Origin of the sequence: Chitinophaga sp. CC14, assembly GCF_048957795.1 — a bacterium.
GTDB classification, from domain to species: Bacteria; Bacteroidota; Bacteroidia; order Chitinophagales; family Chitinophagaceae; genus Chitinophaga; species Chitinophaga ginsengisegetis.
In genome coordinates this window covers 302,572-327,616 of the sequence record NZ_JARBFY010000001.1, presented here as the reverse complement: position 1 = coordinate 327,616, position 25,045 = coordinate 302,572, and the positions used below count along the sequence as shown (strand labels likewise).

Genomic DNA, 25,045 nt, shown 5'->3' with positions numbered 1-25,045 from the left:
AACACCCGTTTAAATCGAATTATTGCATAATTTCGATTCCTATTATTAATTTGTAATTTATGAATAGTAGGTCTATACTAAAGCAGTTATAACAATTTACCGGCAGAAATGATGCCACGCTAAATTATATATTGAAAATTAATCTAATTTTAATCTTCCATAGTAAGTATAAATAATATATGTTTGAGTTTTCTGTCTTAATGCCTGTCTATATAAAAGAAAAACCTGCGTTTTTAGACCGTGCCTTAAAAAGTATATTAGAACAGACATTAATCCCTACGGAAATTGTAATAGTGGAGGATGGCCCCCTTACCGATGAACTGTATACTGTTATAAACAAGTACAAATCTGATTATCCCGATAAATTGAATATTATCAAGCTGAAGGAAAATAAAGGCATGGGATATGCTATGGATACAGGTTTGCGTTACTGCAAATATGCATTTGTTGCCAGAATGGATTCCGACGATATAGCTAAAACAGACAGATTTGAAAAGCAGGCGATATTTTTACAAAAACATCTTGATATTGATCTGGTAGGGAGCTATATAGAGGAGTTTGCTGATGTTCCAGGCGATTTGAATAGATTCAGAAAGGTGCCTGTTCAACAAGAGGAAATCCGAGCGTTCGCCAAGTACCGTAACCCTGTCAATCATATGACAGTAATGATGAATAAGAAAAAAGCGCTTGACGCAGGCAGTTACTGGCATAAGCGAGTATTAGAGGATTATAATCTCTGGTATAAGATGTTGTTAAATGGATGTCGTTTTCATAATCTTCCTGAAACGCTCGTATACGCACGTGTAGGGAATAATAATATGGTAGGCAGGAGGCGGGGAATGGGATACATAAAAGAAGAGCTAAAATTTTTCCGCCTAATGGTAAAGGATAAATTTATTACCTCCAGGGAATTTTATCTGTATTCTGCAGCGAGAATAATACTGAAATTGTTACCCGTTTCTATGTTGAATTTTGTTTATACAAAGGTGTTAAGAAAATAGCTTCTGTTTTTATAACAGGATACAATTCGTAAAACTAAAGATTCTATGAGAGTTACAATTATTGGAGGCTCCGGATTTATTGGCTCTAATCTGATGAACAAATTAGAGGATGGTAATTATGATTTCACCAACCTTGATAAAGCAAAGTCATCTTTCTTTCCGGCGCAAACAGTCATTGCGGATGTAAGAGAGGTGCAATCACTTAAGAGTGGTCTTCAACCATGTGACTGGACGGTATTGCTGGCTGCAGAACATCGGGATGATGTTAGTCCTACTTCCTTGTATTATGATGTAAATGTAGCAGGAACAAGAAATGTGCTGAATGAGCTTGAAGAGAAAAATATCAATAGAATAATCTTCACAAGTTCTGTAGCGGTTTATGGTCTGAACAAGGAAAACCCCGATGAGTTGTTTGCAGCGGATCCATTTAACCATTACGGTAAAAGCAAATGGGAGGCAGAAGAGGTTTTAAGAGAATGGTTTAACAAAGATCCTCGGAACAGAACGCTTGTTATTATAAGACCTACTGTAGTTTTTGGGCCAGGTAACAGGGGGAATGTATATAATCTGCTTAAGCAGATAGCTTTCGGTAAATTTATGATGATTGGAAGCGGAAAGAACAAAAAGTCGATGGCATATGTGGAAAATGTTTCTTCCTTTATAAAATATTGTATAGACGAACAGCTCTCCGGGTATCACGTTTTTAACTATGCTGATAAACCAGATCTTAGTGTGAACGAATTGGTGACACAGGCGGGAATAACATTGAATAAAAGAATAGCTCCCCTGAGAATTCCATATGCTATTGGCTATAGTGGGGGAGTGTTTCTGGATATAGTAGCAAAGGTTTTAAATAAAAAATTCCCCATCAGTGCAGTGAGAGTGAAGAAATTTTGTGCTACTACTCAATTTTCAGCAGATAAGGTGAAGGACATAGGGTTTCAGCCTCCATATTCTTTATCTGAAGGTTTGGATGCAACAGTTAAGAATATTGTTAAGGAAAATTAATTTAAGATCATAGCCTACGCTTTTAATACAAAAACTAAAAATGAAGATTGCCCTTATTACCGGGATTACCGGTCAGGATGGTGCCTATCTGGCTCAGTTACTGCTGAAAAAAGGTTATGAAGTGCATGGCATTAAAAGGAGAAGTTCACTCTTTAACACTGATAGAATTGATCATTTATATCAGGATCCTCATGATAAGGATGTGAACCTCAAACTTCATTATGGAGACCTCTCAGATAGCACAAACCTGATCCGTATTATTCAGGAGGTACAGCCAGACGAAATATATAACCTTGGAGCTATGAGTCATGTTCAGGTTAGCTTCGAAGCTCCTGAGTATACGGCCGATGTAGATGGCATAGGTACGTTGAGGATTCTGGAGGCGGTCAGATTGCTGGGATTAACAAAGAAAACAAAGATATACCAGGCCTCCACATCCGAATTATATGGCCTGGTGCAGGAAGTTCCACAATCAGAAAGAACCCCCTTTTATCCGCGGTCTCCCTATGCAGTAGCTAAAATGTATGCATATTGGATTACTGTAAACTACAGGGAGGCATATGACATGTTTGCCTGTAATGGCATTTTATTTAACCATGAAAGTCCGCTCCGTGGTGAAACTTTTGTAACGAGGAAAATCACTCGCGCAGTTGCCAAGTTATCATTGGGTATGCAGGATAAGCTGTACATGGGAAATCTTGATGCAAAACGTGATTGGGGGCATGCAAAGGATTACGTGGAAGCCATGTGGCTCATATTGCAACAGGACAAACCGGAAGACTATGTAATTGCGACCGGCATTACGACTACTGTAAGAGAGTTTATCACAATGGCATTTGCAGAGGTTGGGATTGAAATAGTATTTAAAGGAGAAGGAGTAGAGGAGAAGGGATATGTGAAAAGTTGTGCACAGAAAGACGGCATACTGCAGGTTGGCCAGGAAATAGTTGCAATAGATCCACGATATTTCCGCCCTACAGAAGTGGAGCTGTTAATAGGAGATCCCACTAAGGCCAACACACAGCTCGGGTGGAAGCCTAAATACGATTTGCCTGCACTGGTGAAAGAAATGGTTGCCGCGGATGTGGAGCTTTTTCAGCGTGAGAAACTCCTGAAGGACGCGGGTTATAAAGTATTGAATCAATTTGAATAGCATGAACACGCAGGATAAGATATACGTTGCGGGGCATAGAGGAATGGTTGGCTCAGCCATTGTGAGACGTTTGCAAAGAGAAGGATTTAATAATATTATTATCCGTACCTCCAAAGAACTGGATCTGCGTGATCAGTTAGCTGTAGCTGCATTTTTCAGTGAAACAAAACCTGATTATGTATTTCTTGCTGCAGCGAAAGTGGGCGGTATTATGGCCAACAATACCTATCGTGGGCAGTTCATCTATGAGAACCTGATGATTCAGAATAATGTTATTCATCATGCCCATTTGAATGATACTAAAAAGCTGATGTTTCTCGGATCATCTTGTATTTATCCTAAATTGGCCCCCCAGCCGCTTAAAGAGGAATATCTGCTCACTGGCCCGCTTGAACCAACGAATGAGCCCTATGCAATAGCAAAGATTGCCGGAATAGAAATGTGTGATGCCTACCGGGCGCAATATGGAAGCAATTTTATTTCTGTGATGCCTACTAACCTGTATGGTCCGAATGATAACTATGACTTAAATACTTCCCATGTGTTACCGGCGATGCTGCGTAAAATGCATGAAGCTAAAATCAATAATCATCCCGAAGTAACCGTCTGGGGAACGGGTACGCCTAAACGCGAGTTTCTCCATGCCGATGATATGGCGGATGCCTGTTTTTACCTCATGCAAAACTATAATGAAAAAGGGCTCGTAAATATTGGTGTAGGAGAAGATATAAGCATAGGCGATCTCGCACGGTTAATAAAGAAAATTGTTGGATTTGAAGGTGAGTTGGTATTTGATACCAGTAAGCCTGATGGCACACCAAGAAAGCTAATGGATGTAAGCAAATTGCATAGTTATGGCTGGAAAGCCAGTCTCAACCTTGAAGAGGGTATCATTAAAGTTTACGAAGAAGTAAAGAAGGAAAACTGGATATAATCATTCCGTACGCATTATTAGCCAGAAATTTCTAATTTTATACTAATCCCCATCTGTCACCTAAATTTATTGAAAACATTATCTTTGCGTTCTGACGAGCCAATTGTATTGTATTTGACTTTACAGAAACCTGTCAGGATGTTTGTGAAGCCTGATCCTGTGTACATTTTTAAGCAATCAAAAAACAATTAATGAAACATCTCGTTTGGATGGTAGCAGGTTTGTTACTATTTGGTGCAGCTAACGCGCAGGAAAAGTTGCCTGTCATTGTGCCTTATAACCCCCAGGATATCCGGGAGCTTTACCTGGATACGAGCAACCACCACACTGCGTTCAGGCCGATTCTGCATGAAGATACCAGTGCCATGTACACCAACCCGGATACGACTAAACGTAGCTGGTTCCACCGGAAGTTGTTTAACGAACACCTGCTGGAGTACCGAAACAAGGATTATAACGTTTTTATCGATTTCCTGCCGGATTTTCAGATAGGTAAATCACAGGAGGGAAGCAGAACTACCTGGTTGAATACAAGAGGAGCCAGTATTCAGGCGAATATTGGTACAAAGTTTTATTTTGAATCTTACTTCTTCGAAAATCAGGGAAAATTTCCTTATTACCTCGACCAATACATCCGTAAGAACCAAATTGTGCCGGGCCAGGGAGGAATCAAAGATTATAGCGAAGGAAAAGCATTTGATTACAACTACGCGAGTGCTCTGTTAAGTTACACACCGAATAAGTACCTTAACATAACAGCAGGATACGGACAGAATTTTATAGGCGACGGCTACCGCTCCCTGATTCTGTCTGACATACAATTCAGCTATCCGTACCTGAAGCTTACAGGAACTCTTGGTAACGTTCAGTATACGGCCATGTGGGCACAGTTTATGGATAAGCACAGCCAGAGCTTTGCTACTGCTTATGACGATTTGGGATACTATAAGAAATGGGGTGTATTTCATTTCCTGGACTGGAATGTAAGCAAACGCCTCACCATCGGCCTCTTTGATGCCGTGATCTGGCCGGACGCGGATTCCTCCGGCCGTAAGCGTGGATTTGACTGGAGCTACATGAATCCGATCATTTTCCTGCGCTCGGCTGAATTCTCGGAAGGCTCTTCTGACAATGCTTTGGTAGGTATGAATGCTAAGTTTAAGTTATTTCCCAAAACCACCATATATGGCCAGCTGGTATTGGACGAATTTAAGCTGAAAGAGGTATTTGGTGGCAAAGGTTGGTGGGCCAACAAACAATCCGCACAATTGGGCTTCAGGTCATTTGATTTATTTAAGGTAAATAAGCTCGACCTGCAAGGTGAATTCAACGTAGTTCGACCGTACACCTATTCTTACAAAAGCACATTGATTAATTATGAGCATTATAATCAGTCATTGGCTCATCCATTAGGAGCTAATTTTTGGGAGGTATTAGGTATTGCTACATATCGTATTAAGCGTTGGTATGGCCGCGGAGAGGTAATGTACTCAAAATATGGGGATGATCCCGATGCCCAAACCAACTATGGCCATGATATATCCAAGCCATACACTACACGACCAAATGATTATGGTAACTGGATCGGACAGGGGGTTAAAACCAATTTATTGTATGCGCAGGGAACTATTGCATATGTGCTTAACCCCAAGTACAATCTCCGGTTGGAAACCTCATTGGCGGCCAGAAGGGTGAGCAATGATATCGGCAGAAGCACCGACCTGATATTTAGTATAGGCCTGCGTAGTACCTTCCGCCAGTTTTACTACGACTTTTAATCAATAAAGAGGTTAAATATACACAAGCCCTTCCGCTTTCAGCGCAAGGGCTTTTTATTTTTCATCGCAAAGAGGGGAGGATAATAATGGACAAAGGGCCGAAATAACTGTTTGTCGAAAAAAATGTCAGGTACAGGAAACCCTGGTTATCCTATAATGAATATACGGAAAAAATCATAATATCAAATACATAATCCCTGTTCCCTTCCAGTGTTGCTGATAATTTATAACTTCGCACCATGCATTACGTTACAGTAGAAGGGCTTACCAAATCTTTTGGAACCAAACCATTATTCAGGGATATTTCTTTTCATATTGAAGAAGGAGATAAAATAGCGCTGGTGGCGCTTAACGGAACAGGAAAATCCACCCTGCTCCGCATTTTATGCGGAAAGGATGTGCCCGACAGTGGAAAAGTCTGGATCCATAAAGACGTAACCGTTGTAATGCTGGAGCAACAATCCGACTTTGATCTATCCAAAACCGTGATTGAAAACATCTTCAACCACAATAACCCGGTACTCAATGCCATCAAAGAATATGAGTTGCTTACCGAGGAAGGGCATGAACCGGATCTGGATAAGTTGACCGATTCCATCGCCAAAATGGACGAATTAAATGCATGGCACTTTGATACCAAAGTGAAACAAATATTAGGAAAACTTAATATACACAACCTGGATCAACCAGTTGGTTCCCTTTCGGGTGGCCAGCAGAAGAGAGTTGCGCTGGCCAAAGTATTGATTGAGATTGGCTTCGAGCATAAACACGTGTTGCTTATCATGGATGAGCCCACCAACCATCTGGACGTCTCTATGATTGAATGGCTGGAGAATTACCTGGATCAGGAAAAAGTAACCTTGCTCCTCGTTACGCACGATCGGTATTTCCTTGATAGCGTTTGTAACGAAGTGATGGAGCTCGACCAGGAACAGCTTTTTATTTACAAAGGAGATTATGAGAATTATCTCGAAAAGAAGGCTGCAAGGGAAGAAAGTGAAAAATCAAGTGTGGACAAAGCCCGTAATCTTTACCGCAAAGAACTGGAATGGATGCGTAAGCAGCCTAAAGCCCGTACCACCAAATCTAAATCCCGCCAGGATGCCTTCTATGAAGTGAAGGAGAAAGCCAGTACCAAAGTAGCAGATCAGCAATTGGAACTAAATGTGAAGATGACCCGACTGGGCGGAAAAATCCTGGAGTTAAAAAAAGTATATAAATCCTTTGGGGATCTGAAGATCCTGAAAGGAATGGATTATACCTTCAAGAAAGGAGAACGCGTAGGTATTGTTGGTAAAAATGGAGTAGGAAAATCTACGTTCCTCAATATGCTCTTAGGCACAGAGCAGCCTGATTCGGGAAAGATCAATATTGGAGAAACCATCGTGTTTGGTAATTACTCCCAAACTGGCCTGGTGGTAAAGGAAGATATGCGGGTGATAGAGTTTGTAAAGAATATTGCAGAGAACTTCCCATTGGCAGATGGTACCAAAGTAAGCGCCGCACAATTCCTGGAGCTATTTCTATTTCCGGCAGAAAAACAGTACACCTACATCTCAAAGCTGAGCGGCGGTGAGAAAAGAAGATTGCATCTGCTATCGATCTTATTTCGCAATCCTAACTTCCTGGTATTGGATGAGCCTACCAATGATCTCGATTTACCAACCCTCAGTATCCTGGAAAGTTTCTTACAGGAGTTTCAGGGCTGCGTGATCATCGTGAGCCATGACCGTTACTTTATGGATAAACTGGTAGAGCACCTGTTCGTTTTTGAAGGAGATGGAGAAATCCGCGATTATCCTGGTAACTACACACAATACCGGGAATGGCAGAAGGAAGAGGACAAGAAGAAGGCTATCGCCCCTAAAAAAGAAGTAACGACGCCCGTCGTAGTCACAGCGGCACCACTTGCAGAAAATAAAGGTCGCAAAATGTCTTTTAAAGAGAAGCGGGAACTGGAACTGTTGGAGAAAGAGATCGAACAACTGGAAACAGAAAAGAAGAAAATTGAAGCCTCCTTATCCAGTGGAGAATTGCCTTTTGATAAGATGGAACCACTGACACATCGGATTGGTGAAATTATCCAATTACTGGATGAGAAGGGCATGCGATGGCTAGAGCTCAGTGATATGACTTCATAAAGCTGAAGGAATATGATATGAATGCAGAAAATATCAATATTATTTTTGTAACCCTTAGAGGGGACAAGATGATTTTACGTTATTTATTTGAGGTTTAGCCAGAATTTCGATGGGGTAACACTCTGCTATAGATATATTTAGTCTTGGAGTGGCTTTAAGTTGTTAACCGCATTATAAATTCAATCTAAATTAAAAATAATTTCTTTCGTTTAAAGAGTCTTTTACTTAACTATATATGAAAAAAGAAATTCTTTTTTTTGATGTGATATTCCTATGCTTATTACTCTCGTTCACTGGTTGTAAAAAAAATGATAATAACAGTAGTGTGTCACCAATTGTATCGATTGATCCATTGGATCTAGTTAAAGATCAGCCGGCGGCACGATTGCTATCCAATGTAACTCAGAACCCACTTTATACTCAAAGGCACTGGCAAGGGGTCCCCTCAATTGAAATTACTGAAAAAAAACATCTGGTTGTTGCATGGTATAGTGGTACTGCAGGTGAAGGCGCCGGTAATTATGTTACAGTAGCCGAAAGCCCAGATGGTGGTAAGACCTGGAGCAAAAATGCACTTATTGTTGCACCGCCAGATAACGGTTATCGCGTATTTGACCCAGGATTATGGAAGGATGTTAACGGAGAAGTGCATCTCTTTTGGGCACAATCAAAAGGATGGTGGGACGGTAAAGGTGGTGTATGGACTAGTCTACTGGATTTCTCTACAGATAAAATTCAGTTTTCCAAACCCGAATCATTAACTAATGGTGTCATGATCAATAAGCCCATTTATAGCTATCAATCAAAAACAAAGATTCTAATGCCTGTTGCCCTTTGGCTTGAAAAACCAACACCCGTAAAGACTTCAGGTGTATTTGTTGTAGCATCTGAATATGATGCAATAAAAAAGGCGTTCAAAATTATATCACGTGCTTCAACAATACCATTGGATAATAACATAAGGGACTTTGATGAACCTCAGATTGTCGGATTAAAGAATGGTCAGTATCTCTGCCTTTTGCGAACAAAGAAAGGTATTTTCTATTCCAAAACCAGCGGTACTGATAAACAATGGAGTAAAGCTGCTTCTTTTACAGCAATCGAACCTACTGCTGATAGCCGATTTCATATTCAACGATTAAACTCAGGGAATTTGCTATTGATACTGAATGCTAGCAATGAAAGAGTAAATATGAGGGCTTTCCTGTCAACAGATGATGGGAAAACATGGCCACATAGCTTATTGATAGACGCTCGTTCCCATGTTTCTTATCCAGACGCATGTGAAGGGCCTGATAAAGAAATTTATGTTGTGTACGACCGTAATAGAAATAGTGATAAGGAAATAAATCTGGCCAGATTTAATGAAAGAGATTTCTTCGAAAGAGAATCAAAAGCAATACTTACCGTTATTGATAAGTAAATGATAAGTATGTAAAGTGATTAAATATTAGTCTTCCTTTATAAATGGCGTTTGATCTCTTTCAAAGAAAATTATTTTATCACCGCCGGCACTCCAACTACGGTAACATTATCCGGTACATTCTTCAGTACCAGACTGGCAGCGCCTACAATAGCGTTACTCCCAACTGTTTTGTTTTCCAGGATAGTGGCCTTTACTCCGATGAGGTTGGCATCTCCTACTTTTACAAAGCCTGATATGGATACACAGGGATTGAGTACGTTACAATTGCCAATCTCGGCATCATGTCCAACGGTAGTGGCTAAGTTGAAAATATTATAGGACCCTATTTTTATATCAGTTGTGAAAATGCAGTTGGCAGTTACGATATTCCCCCGGCCCCATGAAATATTGCTGAAATCCGCTACTACGGAGGGATGAATCAGGTTAGGAAAATCAAATTTCTCTCCGAAGATGTCTGTTAATTTTTTAATAATCCGAGGGTTTCCAATACCTACTGCGAGAGATACCCCCTGCAGCTTATGTAAGTCGTTTTCTCCGATGACATCCACCAACTGATGGCCTATCTTTATCTCCGGACCAGCTGTTATATCCACAAAGCCCCTAATATTGTATTGGCCAATCTGTGTAATTAAAAAATAGACTTCTCTTGCAAATCCTCCGGCGCCTAAAATATAGATGTCTTTCATCGGGTAAAATTAAAGGGTAATCAAATTGAATCAATAAGCGCTGAAAGTACATCTCCCAGTACGCTTATTCTTTGTGCTGTTTCTTCTTCCAGTTTATCAGCATCCAGCTGCCAATGGCTGCTTTTATGTTGTTCCAGCACCGCTTTCATCTTATCTGCCAGGTCTGCATGATTATTTACCTGGAAAAAAGTTACCAGCGGATCATTTATTTCTTTATTAATATCTATATCGGATATAATAGCTGGCTTTGAAAAGGCAATAGCGTCGTAAGTAGCACCGCCGCCAGGTCCACCCTCAAAAAGAGTGGGCTGTATCAGCGCTACTGAATGCAATAATAGCTGGATCTGATCCGGCTTTGAGATATACCCCAGGAAAAATACTTTGTCTTCGATTCCTAAATCCCGGATCTCTTTTTTCAGCGAATCAAAATAATCAGCGCGTCTGGAATCACCGGTGTCACCTGTACATACAATAGCCACCCGTTCATTTGATATGGAATGTAAAATTTGCAGGGCGCGGAAAGCCGTAATATGCGACTTATGTATCCAGAACTGATTTGAGATTATAAAATACTTATCGGGTAAAGCATATCTATTCTTTATCTCCGTAAAATTACTGCTGAGTAATTGCCTGTTGAATAAAGGTGTAAAAGGAAGATTAGTGACCTTGGCAGTACTATCCGGGTAAAATTTTTCAATATCTTTTTTTACTGCGTATGAGTTTACAATCACATTTTTGGCAGTGTGTACTGTGTTGCCAAATTGTATTTGCCGGTGTTTAATTTCTTCGGGAGTGAAAAATTGTGTAAGATATTCATGCTGGAAATCGTAGATATAGCCTACCCAGGGAATATCAATATCCGGATTTACTACTTCTATGCAGGGAAGGAGCAGGTCGATATGATGTCGTTTTACTGCTTTCTTTAGACTTTTTTTATAGGAAACACTTACCGCTTCGGGGCTAAATTCCCTGAATAAATTCCGTTGATCGCTGAATTGCCGGGGAGTATTTTTATTTGCTGTTAAGCTGAAACGTGACAGGCTTCTTTTTATCTTATCCTTAAAAGTCAGACGGTCAGGTAATAGTACAATAACCTCATATTTTTTTGTGGAAAGAATGCCCCGGATAATCATCCTAAGAAAATCAATTCCGCCTCCCCATCCGATAAAGCCTGCGGCATGTATGCCTATTTTTCTTTTCTGCATAACCTCAGACAGTCTCCCTGTTTTTATAATAATTAAGAATGAGATGGGTGATGTATGTGATCTCTTCAAAAGTCAGCTCAGGGAAGCTCGGAAGATTAATACCTCTCCAGCCTAAGTCTTCAGCTACGATATGTCTTTCATATTTACCCGAATACATAGGCATGGTATGGGCGGGATAGAAGAGGGGTCTTGTTTCAACGCCTGCTTTTTTAAGAACATCCCTTACCTCATCGCGTTCATCGGCGTTCTTCACCAGGATGGAACACATCCAATAGGAATGAAACGTATTTTCAGTTTCTGCATGAAAGGTAACACTGGAGCCTTTAAAGGCGTTTTGGTATGCTTTTGCAATCTCTCTCTTTTTAGCGATGATTTCTTCTACCTTTGATAGTTGTGCCACTCCGATAGCCGCACAGATGTTTGTCATGCGATAATTATAGCCGATCACATCGTGCCAGTACTCCCGGTGCTTTGCCAGCCCCTGGCCTTTGAAATGCACCATACGGTCATAGAGGGTCTGGTCGTTTGTTACCACCATACCACCTTCGCCTGTAGTGATTGTTTTATTACCAAAGAAACTGAAGGTAGAAATATCGCCAAAGGTACCGGCATATTTGTTTTTGTATTTGCTTCCAATGGCCTCTGCGCAGTCTTCTATCAGGAAAAGGTCATGCTCTTTACAGATAGCCGCCAGGGTATCCATTTCACAGGGGTGTCCGTATAAATGAACCGCAATGACTGCCTTGGTTTTGCTGGTGATCTTTTTCTTCACGTCTGCAGGGCTGATCTGCCACGTTTCCGCTACTGAATCAACAAAAACGGGTGTGGCGCCTGTATAGGCGATAGCGTTTACAGATGCGATATAGGTTAAAGTAGGTACTATCACCTCATCTCCGCTGCCAATACCCAATGCCACCAACGCGAGGTGCAGGGCAACTGTGCCGTTGCAAACAGCAGCTGCATGATCCATACCTAAATAATCGGCAAACCCTCTTTCAAATTCGGTAATAAACTTTCCTTTGGATGAAATCCATGTAGAGTCTAAACACTCCAATACATTTTTCTTTTCCAGTTCTCCTAAAGAAGGTCTGTAGACAGGTATTTTATAATTATTCATGGATAATAATTATCAAGATGAATGATTTTAACGGAAGCAGTTGTTTTATTATGGATTTTCACGGCTTAAGGAGTATATGTATTTACTTTTAAAAGTCCGGAAAATCGCTTGCAAAGCTAAACATTAACATACAAATAAACTCTTTCTCTATTATAAAAAGCACTTTATTGAATATATTTTTTGATTATGTGTAGCTGTCTGAGTGGCGGTTACCGGGAGCCTGATTTTTGAGAATCGGGCGTTGGGATATTTAAGATTTTCCGTTATCGAAAGGATTGTAAAAATAAAGTACCGGCAATCCTGGAGGGTGCCGGTACTTTACAGATTAATGGTATGTCCTGGTGATTAGGGATGAATGGGGAGTTTTTCCTGTTGTTTCTTCCACTCTTCTAATGCAGTTATCTTCTTATTCTGTTCAATCAGGTATAGCGTTAACTCCTCCACTTTTGCCAGCAACTTTTTATTCATTTCCCCCACATCAATACCTTCTTTTTCTACTTCTGCTGCAGAAGGAATTCCTTCCAGGTGCTGGTTGGCGCGCACATAGGCTTCTACCTCGGCTAAAGAAGGAAGTTGATAGTTTTTATGGAATACATAATCTGCCCAGCCGGTTTGGGTTACTTTTACCCGTTGTGCGGTAATGGTGCCTTTCACAGAAAGTTCAGACTGGGGAGTTAAGGTTCCGATGCCAACGCCTGCATCAGTAATGATGAGCGTTTTTTGATTAGTAGCCGTGGTGCCTCCGGCAAGCAGCACAGGTAAATATTTTGCAGCTCCGGGTGTCCGGTCATAACCAATAAATGATGCGCGTCCGGCAGATATCCCTATTTCTGCAGCAGGGCCAGTTGCCGCTGTGCCTGTAAGCCAGCCTTTAAATCTTCCCTGGCCTTCCCATTGGTTATTACCAACCCCGTCAATTCTGCCGATTTGAGTAGTGCCACCGTAAAATTTAAAGCCTCTTGTATTATTATTTACAGGTACACTGAACCACATGTGTGTGTCCTCAATCCCAGCTGCATAATCGCTTTCCGTTTGCGATAGAGCGGAGAACAAAACTACTTTGGAGCCAGTGCTCCGGGTACCCAACGAAGGAGGTGCAATCCCAGCTGAATTGAAATTAATCAGATTTGAACCGGTATTATTCAATGATAAACCATACCCCATCGTAACCAACCCACCAGCATTAATACGCATTCTCTCCGGCTGTGATGTACCACCACCGCCTAGCCCTGTATGGAACGTCATTTCGCCCGGAGTGGTGCTGTATCCACCACCACGAAGACCAATTTCTGCACCACGAAGGCTGTTAACGCTGGCTGCGCCGCCAAAAATGCTTAATGCTCCTGAAGTATTATTGGTGTTAATAATGGTAGCGGCAAGAGAGCCGGGAATGCTTACTATTCCAGATGCCCGGGCAATGGAAAAAGGACTGGATAGAAAAGTACCGTCATCATTATAACTCCAGATCCTGAAATCTGAACCAATATTTCCACTGGTTTCGGTTCCCTGTAATGCAAAGGCCCATCTGAGATTGGCGCCGGCAGGAGTAGTAGTACCGCCAAAGAAGTCGTGATGGCGATTTCCATTTGTGCTCGTTCCTGTAAATGTTTGTATAAAACTGGAAGTGAATTTCCCATTAATCCAGGCGTTTGCAGGCTGTGCTGCAGTTAATTGATTATTAATATAAGGATCCTGGCCAAATGCTGTTGCCATACTGCAACAGGCGACAAACAAAGAAAGAAGTTTTCTTTTCATAGATGAAAGGGTGGTTATGGGTACAAAAAATGATTTCAACTGATAAGGTATCAAAAAAATATCCGCAAATAAATCATTTGCGGATATTGGGTGGTAGCCTCGTCAAGAATCGAACTTGAATCTGGAGCTTCGGAAACTCTTATACTATCCATTGTACTACGAGGCCATAAAACTCGCGCAAATCTACATTTTCTAATGTACAATCCCAAATTGCATTAAAGATTGATATTACTTTTAAAGATTTTTACTGCAATAGCCAGCAGGATCACCCCGAAAAATTTGCGGAGCACCATCAGCCCGGCCTTGCCCAGCATGCGTTCTATATAATTCAGGCTGCGGAGTACCAGGTATATGATCACCAGGTTCAGGCAGATACCGGCCAGTATATTATACTGCCCGAAGTTAGCTTTCAGCGACATGATGGTGGTCAGCGTACCGGAGCCGGCTATCAGCGGAAAGGCGATGGGTACCACGCTGCCGGCCTTGGCATCAGGGTCTGTTTTAAAGAACTCCAATCCCAGGATCATTTCCAGCCCGATTACAAATATTACGATAGAACCCGCTACCGCAAAGGAATGTACGTCTACGCTCAGTAATTTAAGGAACGGTTCTCCCACCAGCAGGAACAAAATCATCAGGAAACCCGAAGCCAGCGTGGCTTTGCCGGCATCTATGTGGCCAAGCTTTTCTTTCAGGGATACCAGTACCGGGATAGAGCCAACAATATCAATAACCGCAAATAATGTAAAGGTAATGGCCAGAATTTGGTCGATGCTGAACATGAATGCTATTTTGTGTAAATATAGGGAGAATGATGAACGTTTTTATCCTGGCCGCTTTCTGCTTATATTTGTTTTAACTACAATTAATATGACAGAGGATATCATCATACAGATCAGTAATAAGATCAAGGAAAAGAGAAAGGCGAAAGGAATTACCATCCAGGAGCTGGCCGACAGGGCCGAGGTGAGTAAAGGGCTGATATCCCAGATAGAGAATAACAGAACGGTACCCTCCCTGCTGGTACTCATCAATATTATCAAGGCCCTCCGGCTGGATATGAACGAGTTCTTTAATGAAATCGATCAGCAAACCCAGAGCGCGAAGGTCATCATCAAACAAAAAGCCGCCTACCAGGAGTTTGAAAAGGAACCTGCCAAAGGATTTATATATAAACGGGTGCTCACCAAAAATGTAAAGAATTTCCCGGTGGATATCGTTTTGCTGGAGTTGAAAAAGGGCGCCCATCGCTCCCAGACAGTAAAAACAGATGCCTACGAGTATAAGTACATTATCAAAGGCACCGTTGAATACCTCATTGACAACGAAAAATATGTGCTGGAAGAAGGCGACTCCCTCTTCTTCGACGGCCGCCTCGGACATAAACCCCGCAACATAGGCCCGGATAATGCACAGATCCTGGTCGTATATTTCTTCCTCGACAACGATAAATAAGGATTACAAATACTTAACATTAAATTTAGTATAGGTTAACATTCCGGTCACATAGGATTCTAAACTTTGCATGTAAATAATTTACCCAAACCTACTTTTACATGCAATCAAATCTACATCGGGCGCTCAAAAGGCAGCTATGCGCCATGTTATTGCTGCTATTCATCACCCTATCTGTACATGCCCAGCAGGCAATTACGGGAAAGGTTATCGCAGGCGACGACCGCCAGCCGGTAATCGGAGCCACCGTTAAAGTAAAAGGCGCCAATCGCGGCGCTGTTACCGATGCCACCGGTAGCTTTGCCATCTCCGCAGCCAGTACCGACATCCTCCAGGTTAGTTTTATTGGCTTCCTGCCCGAACAGTATGCGTTGAATGGTGCTTCAGACGTAACCATTATCCTCCAGCCGGATAAAAAAGCCCTCGACGAAGTAGTAGTAACGGCATTGGGTATACGAAAAGAAGTAAAAAGGGTGGGTTATTCTGTACAGGAAGTAAAAGGAGCGGATCTGATCAAAGCCCGGGAACCCAACCCGGTGAATGGTTTGGCAGGTAAAGTGGCCGGCCTCACGGTAGGCGCCTCTGCAGAACTGCTGTCGGCCCCGCTGGTATTGCTCCGCGGTAATAATATAGGTTTGTATGTAGTAGATGGCGTGCCCATTAATTCTGATACCTGGAATATTTCTCCCGATGATATTGAAAGCTATACCGTACTGAAAGGGGTAACTGCTTCCGCGTTATATGGCTCCCGTGGCCTCAATGGCGCCATCATGATCACCACCAAAAAAGGAACAAAAGATAAGCGCGGCCTTTCTATTGATTTTAACTCCAGTACCATGTTCGAAAAAGGATTCAATGCCATCCCAAAAGTACAGGATGAATACGGTCCCGGCGATCATGGTAAATATGCTTTTGTAGATGGTAAAGGTGGTGGAACCAACGACGGCGACTATGATGTATGGGGCCCTAAATTCGAAGGTCAGCTCATCCCTCAGTACGATAGCCCGGTAGATCCGGCAACAGGTAAACGTACCGGTACCCCGTGGATTGCCCGCGGTAAAAACAACCTGCAACGCTTCCTCCAAACAGGTATGCTCAGCACCAATAACATCGCGGTATCTTCCCACACAGAAAAAGCCGATCTGCGCTTCTCCCTGTCGCATTCCTACCAGAAAGGAATTGTACCGAATACATCGCTGAACATTACCAACTTCAATATCTCCGCAGGTTATAACTTCAACTCCCGGCTACGACTGGATGCCTACATGAACTATAACCGCCAGTACTCCAACAATTTCCCGGATGTAACCTACGGCCCAAACAGTATTATTTATAACACCCTGATATGGGCGGGCGCCGACTGGAGCATGGATGACATGCGCAACTACTGGCAGCCGGGCAAAGAAGGTATACAATCAATTTACGCTGAATACCAACGCTATCATAACCCCTGGTTCATGACCTATGAGTGGTTACGCGGACACTATAAAACAGATGTAAACGGCTATGCAAAACTGAACTATAAGTTCAGCGATAAACTGGAACTGCTGGCCCGCACACAGATCACTACCTACGATCTGATGAGGAATGAAAAAGTGCCCTTCTCCGCACACCCTTACGGCCGTGAAGAAGGGAAAGGCGACTACCGGGAAGACAAACGCAGCATGTTTGAAAATAACACGGATGTACTGTTGTCTTATACCAATACTTTCCCCAATAAGATCGGCATCCACGCTTCTGTAGGCGGTAATGCACGCTCTTACCGGTATAACTCCAGCTATGTATCCACCGGTTACCTGAATGCACCAGGATGGTACGGATTTGCCAACAGCCGCGATCCATTATTTGCCACCAACTACTACGCACCTATGCTGGTATTGAGCGCTTATGGTTATATAGATATCGACCTGGGTAAATATGCCACCATCTCCTTAACAGACCGTCTTGATAAGTCATCTAACCTGCCGACACAGAATAATGTGTATTCTTACCCATCTGTTGCCGTTAGTACCGTGTTGTCGGATTATATACAACTGCCGGAAGTAGTTTCCTTCCTGAAGCTGCGCGGCTCCTATGCTAACGTAAAGGGAGGTTTTACACAGGCTACTATCGGCGCTACGCCGCTGGCTACTTACCCGCTGGGATATGGCTCTGAGTACCAGTCGTCTTATGATGGTCCTATTTACAACACTTCTTTCTATAATGTTGCCCCGGTTTATCAGAACCAGGCAGGCGCCTATATCTCACAAACTATTGCAAATCCTGATCTGAAGCCATTTGCCAGCAAGGTGGTGGAAACAGGCGTGGATATCCGTTTCCTGAAAAATCGTATAGGCATTGACGGTACTTACTTTACCAGTCAGAATGGCCCGCAGATCTATGATGTAATTATTCCAAGTTCTACCGGTTATGCAAAGAACCGTATCAACGGCGTAAACACCCGTAAAACAGGTTATGAAGTAACCCTGAATGGCAGTCCTCTCCGGAATCCAAATGGTCTTAACTGGAACGTCACCGCTAACTGGTCTACCTTCCAGGAAAAATATACAAAGATCTACGACGGGGAAGATAAGCTGAATGCCTTTGTAGGCGTGGGCGACCGCGTAGATAAGATTTACGGTACCAAGTTCGTAAGAGCTGCCGACGGACAAATCATTAACGGTACAGATGGCCGTCCGGTAGTGAATCCAACACAACAGTTTCTCGGTAACGCGAGTGCCGACTGGGTTTGGGGTATCAACAATAGCTTCAGCTATAAAGGCGTCAGCCTCAGTTTCCAGTTCGACGGCCGTGTAGGTGGCAGCATGATCGATTATATTCAGCAGCAAACTTTCCGTGGCGGACGTAATATCCTTACTACAGAAGGCGCGATGGGAGAGGCCCGCTACCAGGATTATAAAGGTGTGAAATCTTACCTGGGCCAGGGCGTAGTGGTGAATAACAACGTACCTATCCAGTATGATAACAACGGTAATATTACCAACTACGATAAACTGCAGTATGGAGCCAATACCACTAAAACATTCCTGCAGGATTATATCAGCGTGTATTACAGAACCAACGAAGCAAACCTGATCAGCAAAACATTTGCAAAGCTGCGTGAGGTAACTATCGGCTATGCGCTGCCGCAAACCATACTGAGAGGCTCTTTTATCAGATCAGCCAATATATCTTTTGTAGGCAGGAACCTGCTCTATTTTGCAAAAAATAAAGATGTGGATCTCGACCAGTATCCGGGTGCGGACCAGGGCTCTTCTACCCTGCAAACACCTACTACGAAGAGATATGGCTTTAACATCAACCTCAGCTTCTGATCTGTCACTTTAAAACAATGTATTGTATGAAATCTTTCAAAATATTAACCTTCATTGCTTTAACAGGTGCTGTACTCAGTAGCTGTAATAAGAAGTATGATGACTATGCCATCAACACCAACAAGCCTTCACAAACTCCTCCCAGCCTGGTGTTGGGCGGTGTGCTGGCGGATATGAATAAGGATAAACCCTGGAGCAATGTGATGCGCTGGAACCAGTTCGACTGCTGTAACTATAACTATTATGGTGATCAGCGTTACGACTGGGGTGGTGGAGATCTTGACAGTTATTACAGCATGACCAACGTGCAGAAAATGGAAGCGGAAGCCACCCGTTTAGGCGGACAGGCAGTGAATCCGTATTCAGCATTGGGCAAGTTTTTCCGGGCCTGGTTCTTTTATCGTATGACCAACCTGGTAGGAGATTTACCAATGAAAGATGCATTACAGGGGAAAGACAATCTGACGCCTGCATATGATGAACAGAAGAAAATTTTTGTTCAGATCCTGCAATGGCTGGATGAAGCCAACACGCAGCTGGGGCAGCAGATTGCCAATCCGGATAAAAGTAATACCGCAGAAGGACAGCTGTTAAAAGGTGACTTCTATTATGGAAATGACCTCGGCAAATGGCAGCGCGCTGTAAATACTTTCCGTTTACGCGTGCTCATTACTTTAAGTAAAAAAACAGCCGATGCCGATCTGAAAGTAGCACAGCAGTTTAAAGATATTGTTAGCAATCCTGCTAAATATCCACTGATGGAATCATCTGATCAGAACCTGCAGTTTATCTACAACAACATCAATAAATATCCGTCCAATCCGGATAACCTGGGCTTTGATGCTACGCGGTATAATATGTCTGCCACTTACCTCAATACCCTGGTAGCGTTTAATGATCCGCGTGCATACGTAACTGCGGAACCGGCCACTGAACAGGTGAATAAGATGGGTAAGTCACCGGCAGATATCACTGCTTATGTGGGTGCCGCTTCCGGTGAAAGCCTGGATAATATGTCTTCAAAAATGTCTGACGTAAATAATGCTGTATATTCTGTTCGGAGCCGCAGCCGCTACTACAGCAGTTATGCAGCTGAGCCTGGTATATTGCTTGGGTTCCCGGAGCTGTGCTTTAACCTGGCGGAAGCGGCTAACCGCGGCTGGATTACTGCAGATGCGGAAGCCTGGTATAAAAAAGGAATCAAAGCATCTCTCGTTTTTTATGGTATCCCGGCTGAAGCTGCGGGTGTCATCACTAAAACGTATAATGGTCAACGTTATGATGTGCCTTTCGACTTTGAAAACGTTTATTATAAGCAGGCGAATGTGCAGTATAAAGGCAACAATACACAGGGGCTTGCACAGATCCTCACACAGAAGTACCTGGCCTTTTTTGAGAACTCCGGCTGGGAGGCTTATATCAACTGGAGAAGAACCGGTGTACCTACTTTCAGTGTAGGCTCAGGTACTGGTAACAGTGGTATTATTCCTAAACGTTTCAAATATCCGGATTCCGACCGCTCTTCCAATACTATCAACTGGACGGCTTCGTTGAAGAGCCAGTTTGGCGGTACTACAGATGATATCAACGCGGATATGTGGCTGCTGAAGTAGGGGCGTGGCCTTCGGCCACTGAAATTGTCTTGGAGCAGGATTAAACTTATTACGCTGATTTCACTGATTTGATTATGTTTTGATTTTTTAGATTTTTATAAAGGATTAGGGAGATATAAGCGGATCTATTCGCTTTATCTCCCTAAATTATTTAATCTTAAAAAAAATCGAAAAAGTAAATCAGTGAAATCAGCGTAATAAGTTTAATCCTGCTCCAAGACAATTTCAGTGGCCAAAGGCCACAAATATGTTTAATCATACTTAACATTAAGTTCAGCATTTGTTAACATTGTGTTTACATAAGACCTGCACCTTTGTCCCAAACCATTTGTTTACGATGTTGAATATTACCTGGATACAGAAGCGGTTGCAGCATGCACATCATGTTACATTTTCATTGTATGCCGCCCTGGTGGCCTTTGGTACTTATTCCTGCATGTATGCTTTTCGTAAACCCTTTACAGCGGGCATTTTTGAGGGCGTTACTTTCCTGGGGATTGATTACAAGATCTGGCTGGTAATTACACAAACAATTGGTTATGCATGCAGTAAATTTTACGGCATCCGCTTCATTGCGGAAATGAAAGGGAATAAACGGGCACAGAGCATTATGGTGCTGATAGGAATTGCATGGCTGGCCCTGTTGGGTTTTGCAGTGGTGCCGGCGCCTTATAACATCCTGTTCCTTTTTCTTAACGGGTTTCCGCTGGGCATGATCTGGGGGCTGGTGTTCAGTTACCTGGAAGGCAGGCGCAGTACGGAATTCATGGGAGCGGTGTTGTCGGTCAGCTTTATTTTTTCTTCCGGATTTGTGAAGTCGGTGGGAAAAATGACAGTGGTGAACTGGCACGTCACAGAATACTGGATGCCTTTTATCACAGGGCTTGTATTTATAGTGCCTATCATGATATGCATATTGTTGCTGGAACAGATACCGCCTCCCACAGCCGCAGATGAGCAATTGAGAACACGCCGTGCGCCTATGAATAAACCGGAAAGAAAGGCTTTTCTCCAGGCTTTCTTACCAGGGCTGGTGTTATTGATTGCCAGCTATGTGTTGCTCACGGTGTTAAGGGATATGCGTGATAATTTCGCGGCAGATATCTGGAAAGATCTCGGTTATGGTACCCAGGCCGGCATCTTCACCCAAACAGAAATTCCTGTGTCTTTGGCTATCATTGTGATTATGGGATTACTGGTATTTGTGAAGAATAATTTCCATGCCTTTATGCTGAATCACTTTATTGTGATCACGGGGTTCCTGGTGGCATTGATCAGCACATTGCTATACAAGCAGCACCGGCTGGACCCGGTATGGTGGATGACTTTAACCGGACTCGGGTTGTATATGGGATACATTCCGTTTAACTGTATTTTCTTTGAACGTTTGATCGCTGTGTTTAAATACGTAAGCAATGTGGGTTTTATAATTTATGTGGCAGATTCTTTTGGCTACCTGGGAAGTGTGTTGGTGATGTTGTTTAAAAACTTCAGTGGTATGGCTTTGTCGTGGAGCCAGTTTTTTATGGATGCAGTACTGGGTGTATCTGTTACCGGCATCGTGATGATGATAGCATCCGCCTGGTATTTTAAAAAAAGATATGAATCAGTGAACAATAGAAGTGCTTCAAACCTCGAAGGAGAAGTACAGATCGCGGCCTGACTGCTGACCGCTAAAGCATAAAAAAAGGCAAATCGTGCATGCTGAATGCGCAATTTGCCTTTTGTTTTTATAACAGGAATTTAGTTCGCTTTGGCGTCTGGCGCGTCAGCTTTAGTTCCTTTCTTTGATGGTTCATCTTTGGCATCTTTAAATTCACGTATGCCGCTACCCAAACCACGCATCAGCTCAGGTATCTTCTTACCACCAAACAATAACAATACTACCAATGCTATCAGCAGTAATTCTTTGATACCTATTTCCTGCAAAAACAAAAGCGGGATGTTCAGAAAAGATGTTGTCATTATAACAGATTTTATTATGTGCTTTTATATATGGTATATGTAAACATAAAGTTAGCACGAATTACCAGTTTTTTTGTTTTTTAGGGAGATATTTAAAAATATTAATATAATTGATTTAAAGACAATTATTTACAGATTAGAAAATATCACTTTTACTTCCCCGTTTTCCACTTGTAAATGCGAAATATGACCATAATCCACCGAAATGTCGAACGCATCCACGAGCGGGGTATCAGTCACATGCGCCACAATACAGCGGATCACCCCGCCATGCGTAACCAGCACTGTATCCTTTCCCGAGGCGGTTATTTCTTCCAAAACCTCGATACTCCGGTTATACAATTCTTCATAGCTTTCTCCGCCCGGAATGTGCTCAAATACCACGTTATCTGCCCATTTGCTTAAAGCATTTTTGCTGATGTTATCCCAGGGCAGCATTTCCCAGTTGCCAAAATTCATTTCCTTTAACCGGTCGTCTTTGATATAATTATTGCCAAATAAGGCGGCAGCAAGCTTCTCACAGCGCTGTAAAGGGCTGGTGTATACCTCCAGAGGGCCGGAGGGCAGGAGCGGCTTTATACGGGCTGCTTCGGTATCAAAACTACCTGCCACATCCACATCGGAAGCGCCGTAACAAATACCACTTTCTATTGCCGGCGTGGTATGCCGGATCAGATATATTTCCATGTGAGAATACAAAAGCATAAATAAATAACAGTTTCCGATACCTGCTGTACGGCGCCCAGGCAGTCGCCGGTATAGCCGCCTATCCACTTCTGCATGAGCCGTACCATGTACCAGCGGGCCAGTATCAGGGTAGGGATGGTGAGCAGCAGGGTATAGTTTTGCAGGTAAATCATCGCTGCAATAAAAGGAATAAAGCCCCAGATGGCGGCTATTCCCAGGTCAGGCAAAGAAATGCCCTGGGCGATAGGCTTCGCTTTGCTGTCTTCGTTTTCACGGGCATATTTATGGGTATACACCACTGTTACCGCTACAAAACGGCTCAATGGCTGCGCGCTGGCAATAGCGAGCATAACTTTATACAGCGGCAGTTCCCGCAGCGACAGGTACTTGAGCGTCATGATCAGCAACAGTCCCAGCATCCCGTAAGTGCCAATGCGGCTGTCTTTCATGATCTCCATGATTTTCTCTTTGGTCCATCCGCCGCCGAAACCATCACACATGTCTGCAAATCCGTCTTCATGAAAAGCGCCGGTTACCCATACACCCACAATGATGGCCAGCAGGATGCTCACCATCGGTGGGGCAATGCCGCCCAGTACATATAATACGCCTATCATAATCGCGCCGGTTATCCATCCTATCAGCGGAAGATAGCGGGTCGCTTTGCTGAGCATCTCCGGAGAATAGGGGGTATTAACGGGAACGTGTATACGCGTATAGAACATGATAGCGGTTAGCAGTAACTGCCACTGTTTTTTCATATCGTACGGTTTGATACCTGTGCACTGTTAAAACTGGCCATTTCTTCCAGGAAGGCTACCGCGCTCCGGATCAGCGGAATTGCCAGTGCGGCGCCGGTGCCTTCTCCCAAACGCATATCCATTTGTAACAAAGGCGCTACTTCAAGATATTGCATCATGGCTTTATGTCCTTTTTCTTCAGAGCAATGCGCGAAGATGCAATAGTCTTTCACGGCGGGTTGCATTTTCACGGCAGCCAGCAAAGCGGCAGTTACAATAAAGCCATCTATCACTACCAGCATCTTTAAAGCGGCGGCCTGTTGGATGGCGCCACAGATCATGGCAATTTCAAAGCCGCCAAATGTAGCGAGGGCCTGTTCCGGCGATGCAGGTGATGCATGTTTAGCCATTACCTGCTGAAGAATGGCTCTTTTTTGGGCCAGTTGCTGCGCATTGCTGCCAGTGCCCGCACCGGTGCATTCGGCCACCGGTATGCCCGTAAAATGGCTCATCAGCAACGACGCCGCGGAGGTATTGCCAATACCCATTTCTCCAAAGCCAATCACATTGCAATTTTTTTCGTGGAGCAGCTTTACTTCGGCGGCGCCCGCCTGCATGGCCAGTTTACACTGGTCCAGCGACATGGCCGGCATATGCAGAAAGTTTTGCGTACCCATGCCCATTTTGCGGTCTTTCAGTTGCGGATGCGGCGCAAACTCATGGTTTACCCCGGCATCTACCACTGTCAGGTCCAGCTGATGCTGCCGGCAGAACACATTGATGGCAGCGCCGCCGTTCAGGAAGTTATATACCATCTGCGCGGTAACGGCTTGTGGAAAAGGATTTACCTGCCCATCCGCCGCAATGCCGTGATCACCTGCAAATACAATGATAGCGGGATTCTTCACGGAAGGCGTCAGTGTATTTTGTACCAGGCCGGCCTGCAAGGCAAGTCCTTCCAGTTTTCCCAGCGATCCGGGAGGCTTGGTCTTCTGATCTATCTTATCCTGTAAGGCAGTTCTCAGCCCGGGTGATACGGGTGTTATCCGGATATCATTCATCATGAG

At 43.2% G+C, this 25,045-nt stretch carries 20 protein-coding genes and 1 tRNA gene; 11 read left to right on the top strand and 10 right to left on the bottom strand.

From position 1 onward, the window contains the following. Positions 1–179 precede the first annotated feature (179 nt). The 7 genes from PV783_RS01370 (at position 180) to PV783_RS01340 (ending at position 9,438) form a co-directional block, all read left to right on the top strand. A complete protein-coding gene (locus PV783_RS01370; RefSeq protein WP_420986922.1) occupies positions 180–1,001 on the top strand; it encodes a glycosyltransferase in 822 nt (273 codons plus the stop codon). Between the two features lie 45 nt (positions 1,002–1,046). After that, positions 1,047–2,009: an NAD-dependent epimerase/dehydratase family protein gene (locus tag PV783_RS01365; RefSeq protein WP_079471142.1), complete on the top strand. Its 963-nt coding sequence runs from the start codon at positions 1,047–1,049 to the stop codon at positions 2,007–2,009. A gap of 40 nt (positions 2,010–2,049) precedes the next feature. Beyond that, positions 2,050–3,162 carry a GDP-mannose 4,6-dehydratase gene (gene gmd, locus PV783_RS01360; protein WP_420986921.1) on the top strand — a complete coding sequence of 371 codons (1,113 nt, stop codon included), beginning with the start codon at positions 2,050–2,052 and terminating at the stop codon, positions 3,160–3,162. 1 nt (position 3,163) lies between these two features. After that, a complete protein-coding gene (gene fcl, locus PV783_RS01355) occupies positions 3,164–4,096 on the top strand; it encodes a GDP-L-fucose synthase (protein ID WP_420986920.1) in 933 nt (310 codons plus the stop codon). Positions 4,097–4,287: 191 nt separating this feature from the next. After that, entirely contained in the window at positions 4,288–5,874 is a 1,587-nt protein-coding gene (locus PV783_RS01350) for a hypothetical protein (RefSeq protein WP_420986919.1), read from the top strand. Positions 5,875–6,113: 239 nt separating this feature from the next. Further along, positions 6,114–8,015, top strand: coding sequence for an ABC-F family ATP-binding cassette domain-containing protein (locus PV783_RS01345; RefSeq protein ID WP_420986918.1), 1,902 nt, complete (start codon positions 6,114–6,116; stop codon positions 8,013–8,015). A 235-nt stretch (positions 8,016–8,250) separates the two neighbouring features. Next, entirely contained in the window at positions 8,251–9,438 is a 1,188-nt protein-coding gene (locus PV783_RS01340) for a sialidase family protein (RefSeq protein WP_420986917.1), read from the top strand. Between the two features lie 71 nt (positions 9,439–9,509). On the opposite strand, the gene PV783_RS01335 is transcribed toward PV783_RS01340, so the two are convergent. The 6 genes from PV783_RS01335 to PV783_RS01310 form a co-directional block, all read right to left on the bottom strand. Then, the gene (locus PV783_RS01335; protein WP_420986916.1) at positions 9,510–10,127 is read right to left on the bottom strand and encodes an acetyltransferase; all 618 of its coding nucleotides are present in this window, start codon (positions 10,125–10,127) and stop codon (positions 9,510–9,512) included. Between the two features lie 20 nt (positions 10,128–10,147). Further along, complete coding sequence (locus PV783_RS01330) at positions 10,148–11,332, bottom strand: glycosyltransferase (RefSeq protein ID WP_420986915.1); 1,185 nt, start codon at positions 11,330–11,332, stop codon at positions 10,148–10,150. Between the two features lie 4 nt (positions 11,333–11,336). After that, positions 11,337–12,449 (bottom strand): DegT/DnrJ/EryC1/StrS family aminotransferase, encoded by a 1,113-nt coding sequence (locus tag PV783_RS01325; RefSeq protein ID WP_079471134.1) that lies wholly within the window; start codon positions 12,447–12,449, stop codon positions 11,337–11,339. A 345-nt stretch (positions 12,450–12,794) separates the two neighbouring features. After that, on the bottom strand, positions 12,795–14,204 hold the full coding sequence (locus PV783_RS01320; protein ID WP_420986914.1) for a hypothetical protein: 1,410 nt from the start codon (positions 14,202–14,204) through the stop codon (positions 12,795–12,797). 91 nt (positions 14,205–14,295) lie between these two features. Next, positions 14,296–14,370 (bottom strand) — tRNA-Arg (locus PV783_RS01315). A 49-nt stretch (positions 14,371–14,419) separates the two neighbouring features. After that, on the bottom strand, positions 14,420–14,986 hold the full coding sequence (locus PV783_RS01310; RefSeq protein ID WP_079471132.1) for a MarC family protein: 567 nt from the start codon (positions 14,984–14,986) through the stop codon (positions 14,420–14,422). Positions 14,987–15,074: 88 nt separating this feature from the next. Here PV783_RS01310 and PV783_RS01305 point away from each other — a divergent pair, with 88 nt between their 5' ends. From PV783_RS01305 to PV783_RS01290, 4 genes are all read left to right on the top strand, one after another. Next, complete coding sequence (locus PV783_RS01305; protein ID WP_079471760.1) at positions 15,075–15,659, top strand: helix-turn-helix domain-containing protein; 585 nt, start codon at positions 15,075–15,077, stop codon at positions 15,657–15,659. 101 nt (positions 15,660–15,760) lie between these two features. Next, positions 15,761–18,973, top strand: coding sequence for a SusC/RagA family TonB-linked outer membrane protein (locus PV783_RS01300; RefSeq protein WP_420986913.1), 3,213 nt, complete (start codon positions 15,761–15,763; stop codon positions 18,971–18,973). 26 nt (positions 18,974–18,999) lie between these two features. Further along, positions 19,000–20,586, top strand: coding sequence for a SusD/RagB family nutrient-binding outer membrane lipoprotein (locus tag PV783_RS01295; protein ID WP_420986912.1), 1,587 nt, complete (start codon positions 19,000–19,002; stop codon positions 20,584–20,586). 337 nt (positions 20,587–20,923) lie between these two features. Then, positions 20,924–22,249, top strand: a complete 1,326-nt coding sequence (locus tag PV783_RS01290; RefSeq protein WP_420986911.1) for a DUF5690 family protein — start codon at positions 20,924–20,926, stop codon at positions 22,247–22,249. A gap of 80 nt (positions 22,250–22,329) precedes the next feature. Here the strand turns inward: PV783_RS01290 and tatA are convergent, their stop codons facing one another. From tatA to cobT, 4 genes are all read right to left on the bottom strand, one after another. After that, entirely contained in the window at positions 22,330–22,551 is a 222-nt protein-coding gene (gene tatA, locus PV783_RS01285) for a twin-arginine translocase TatA/TatE family subunit (RefSeq protein WP_079471128.1), read from the bottom strand. A gap of 129 nt (positions 22,552–22,680) precedes the next feature. Continuing rightward, positions 22,681–23,238: an alpha-ribazole phosphatase gene (gene cobC / locus PV783_RS01280; protein ID WP_159454361.1), complete on the bottom strand. Its 558-nt coding sequence runs from the start codon at positions 23,236–23,238 to the stop codon at positions 22,681–22,683. Further along, positions 23,223–23,999, bottom strand: coding sequence for an adenosylcobinamide-GDP ribazoletransferase (locus PV783_RS01275; RefSeq protein ID WP_111579869.1), 777 nt, complete (start codon positions 23,997–23,999; stop codon positions 23,223–23,225). The genes cobC and PV783_RS01275 overlap by 16 nt, the downstream gene beginning before the upstream one ends. Further along, the gene (gene cobT, locus PV783_RS01270) at positions 23,996–25,042 is read right to left on the bottom strand and encodes a nicotinate-nucleotide--dimethylbenzimidazole phosphoribosyltransferase (RefSeq protein ID WP_420986910.1); all 1,047 of its coding nucleotides are present in this window, start codon (positions 25,040–25,042) and stop codon (positions 23,996–23,998) included. Before cobT ends, PV783_RS01275 begins: the two co-directional genes overlap by 4 nt. Positions 25,043–25,045 lie beyond the last annotated feature (3 nt).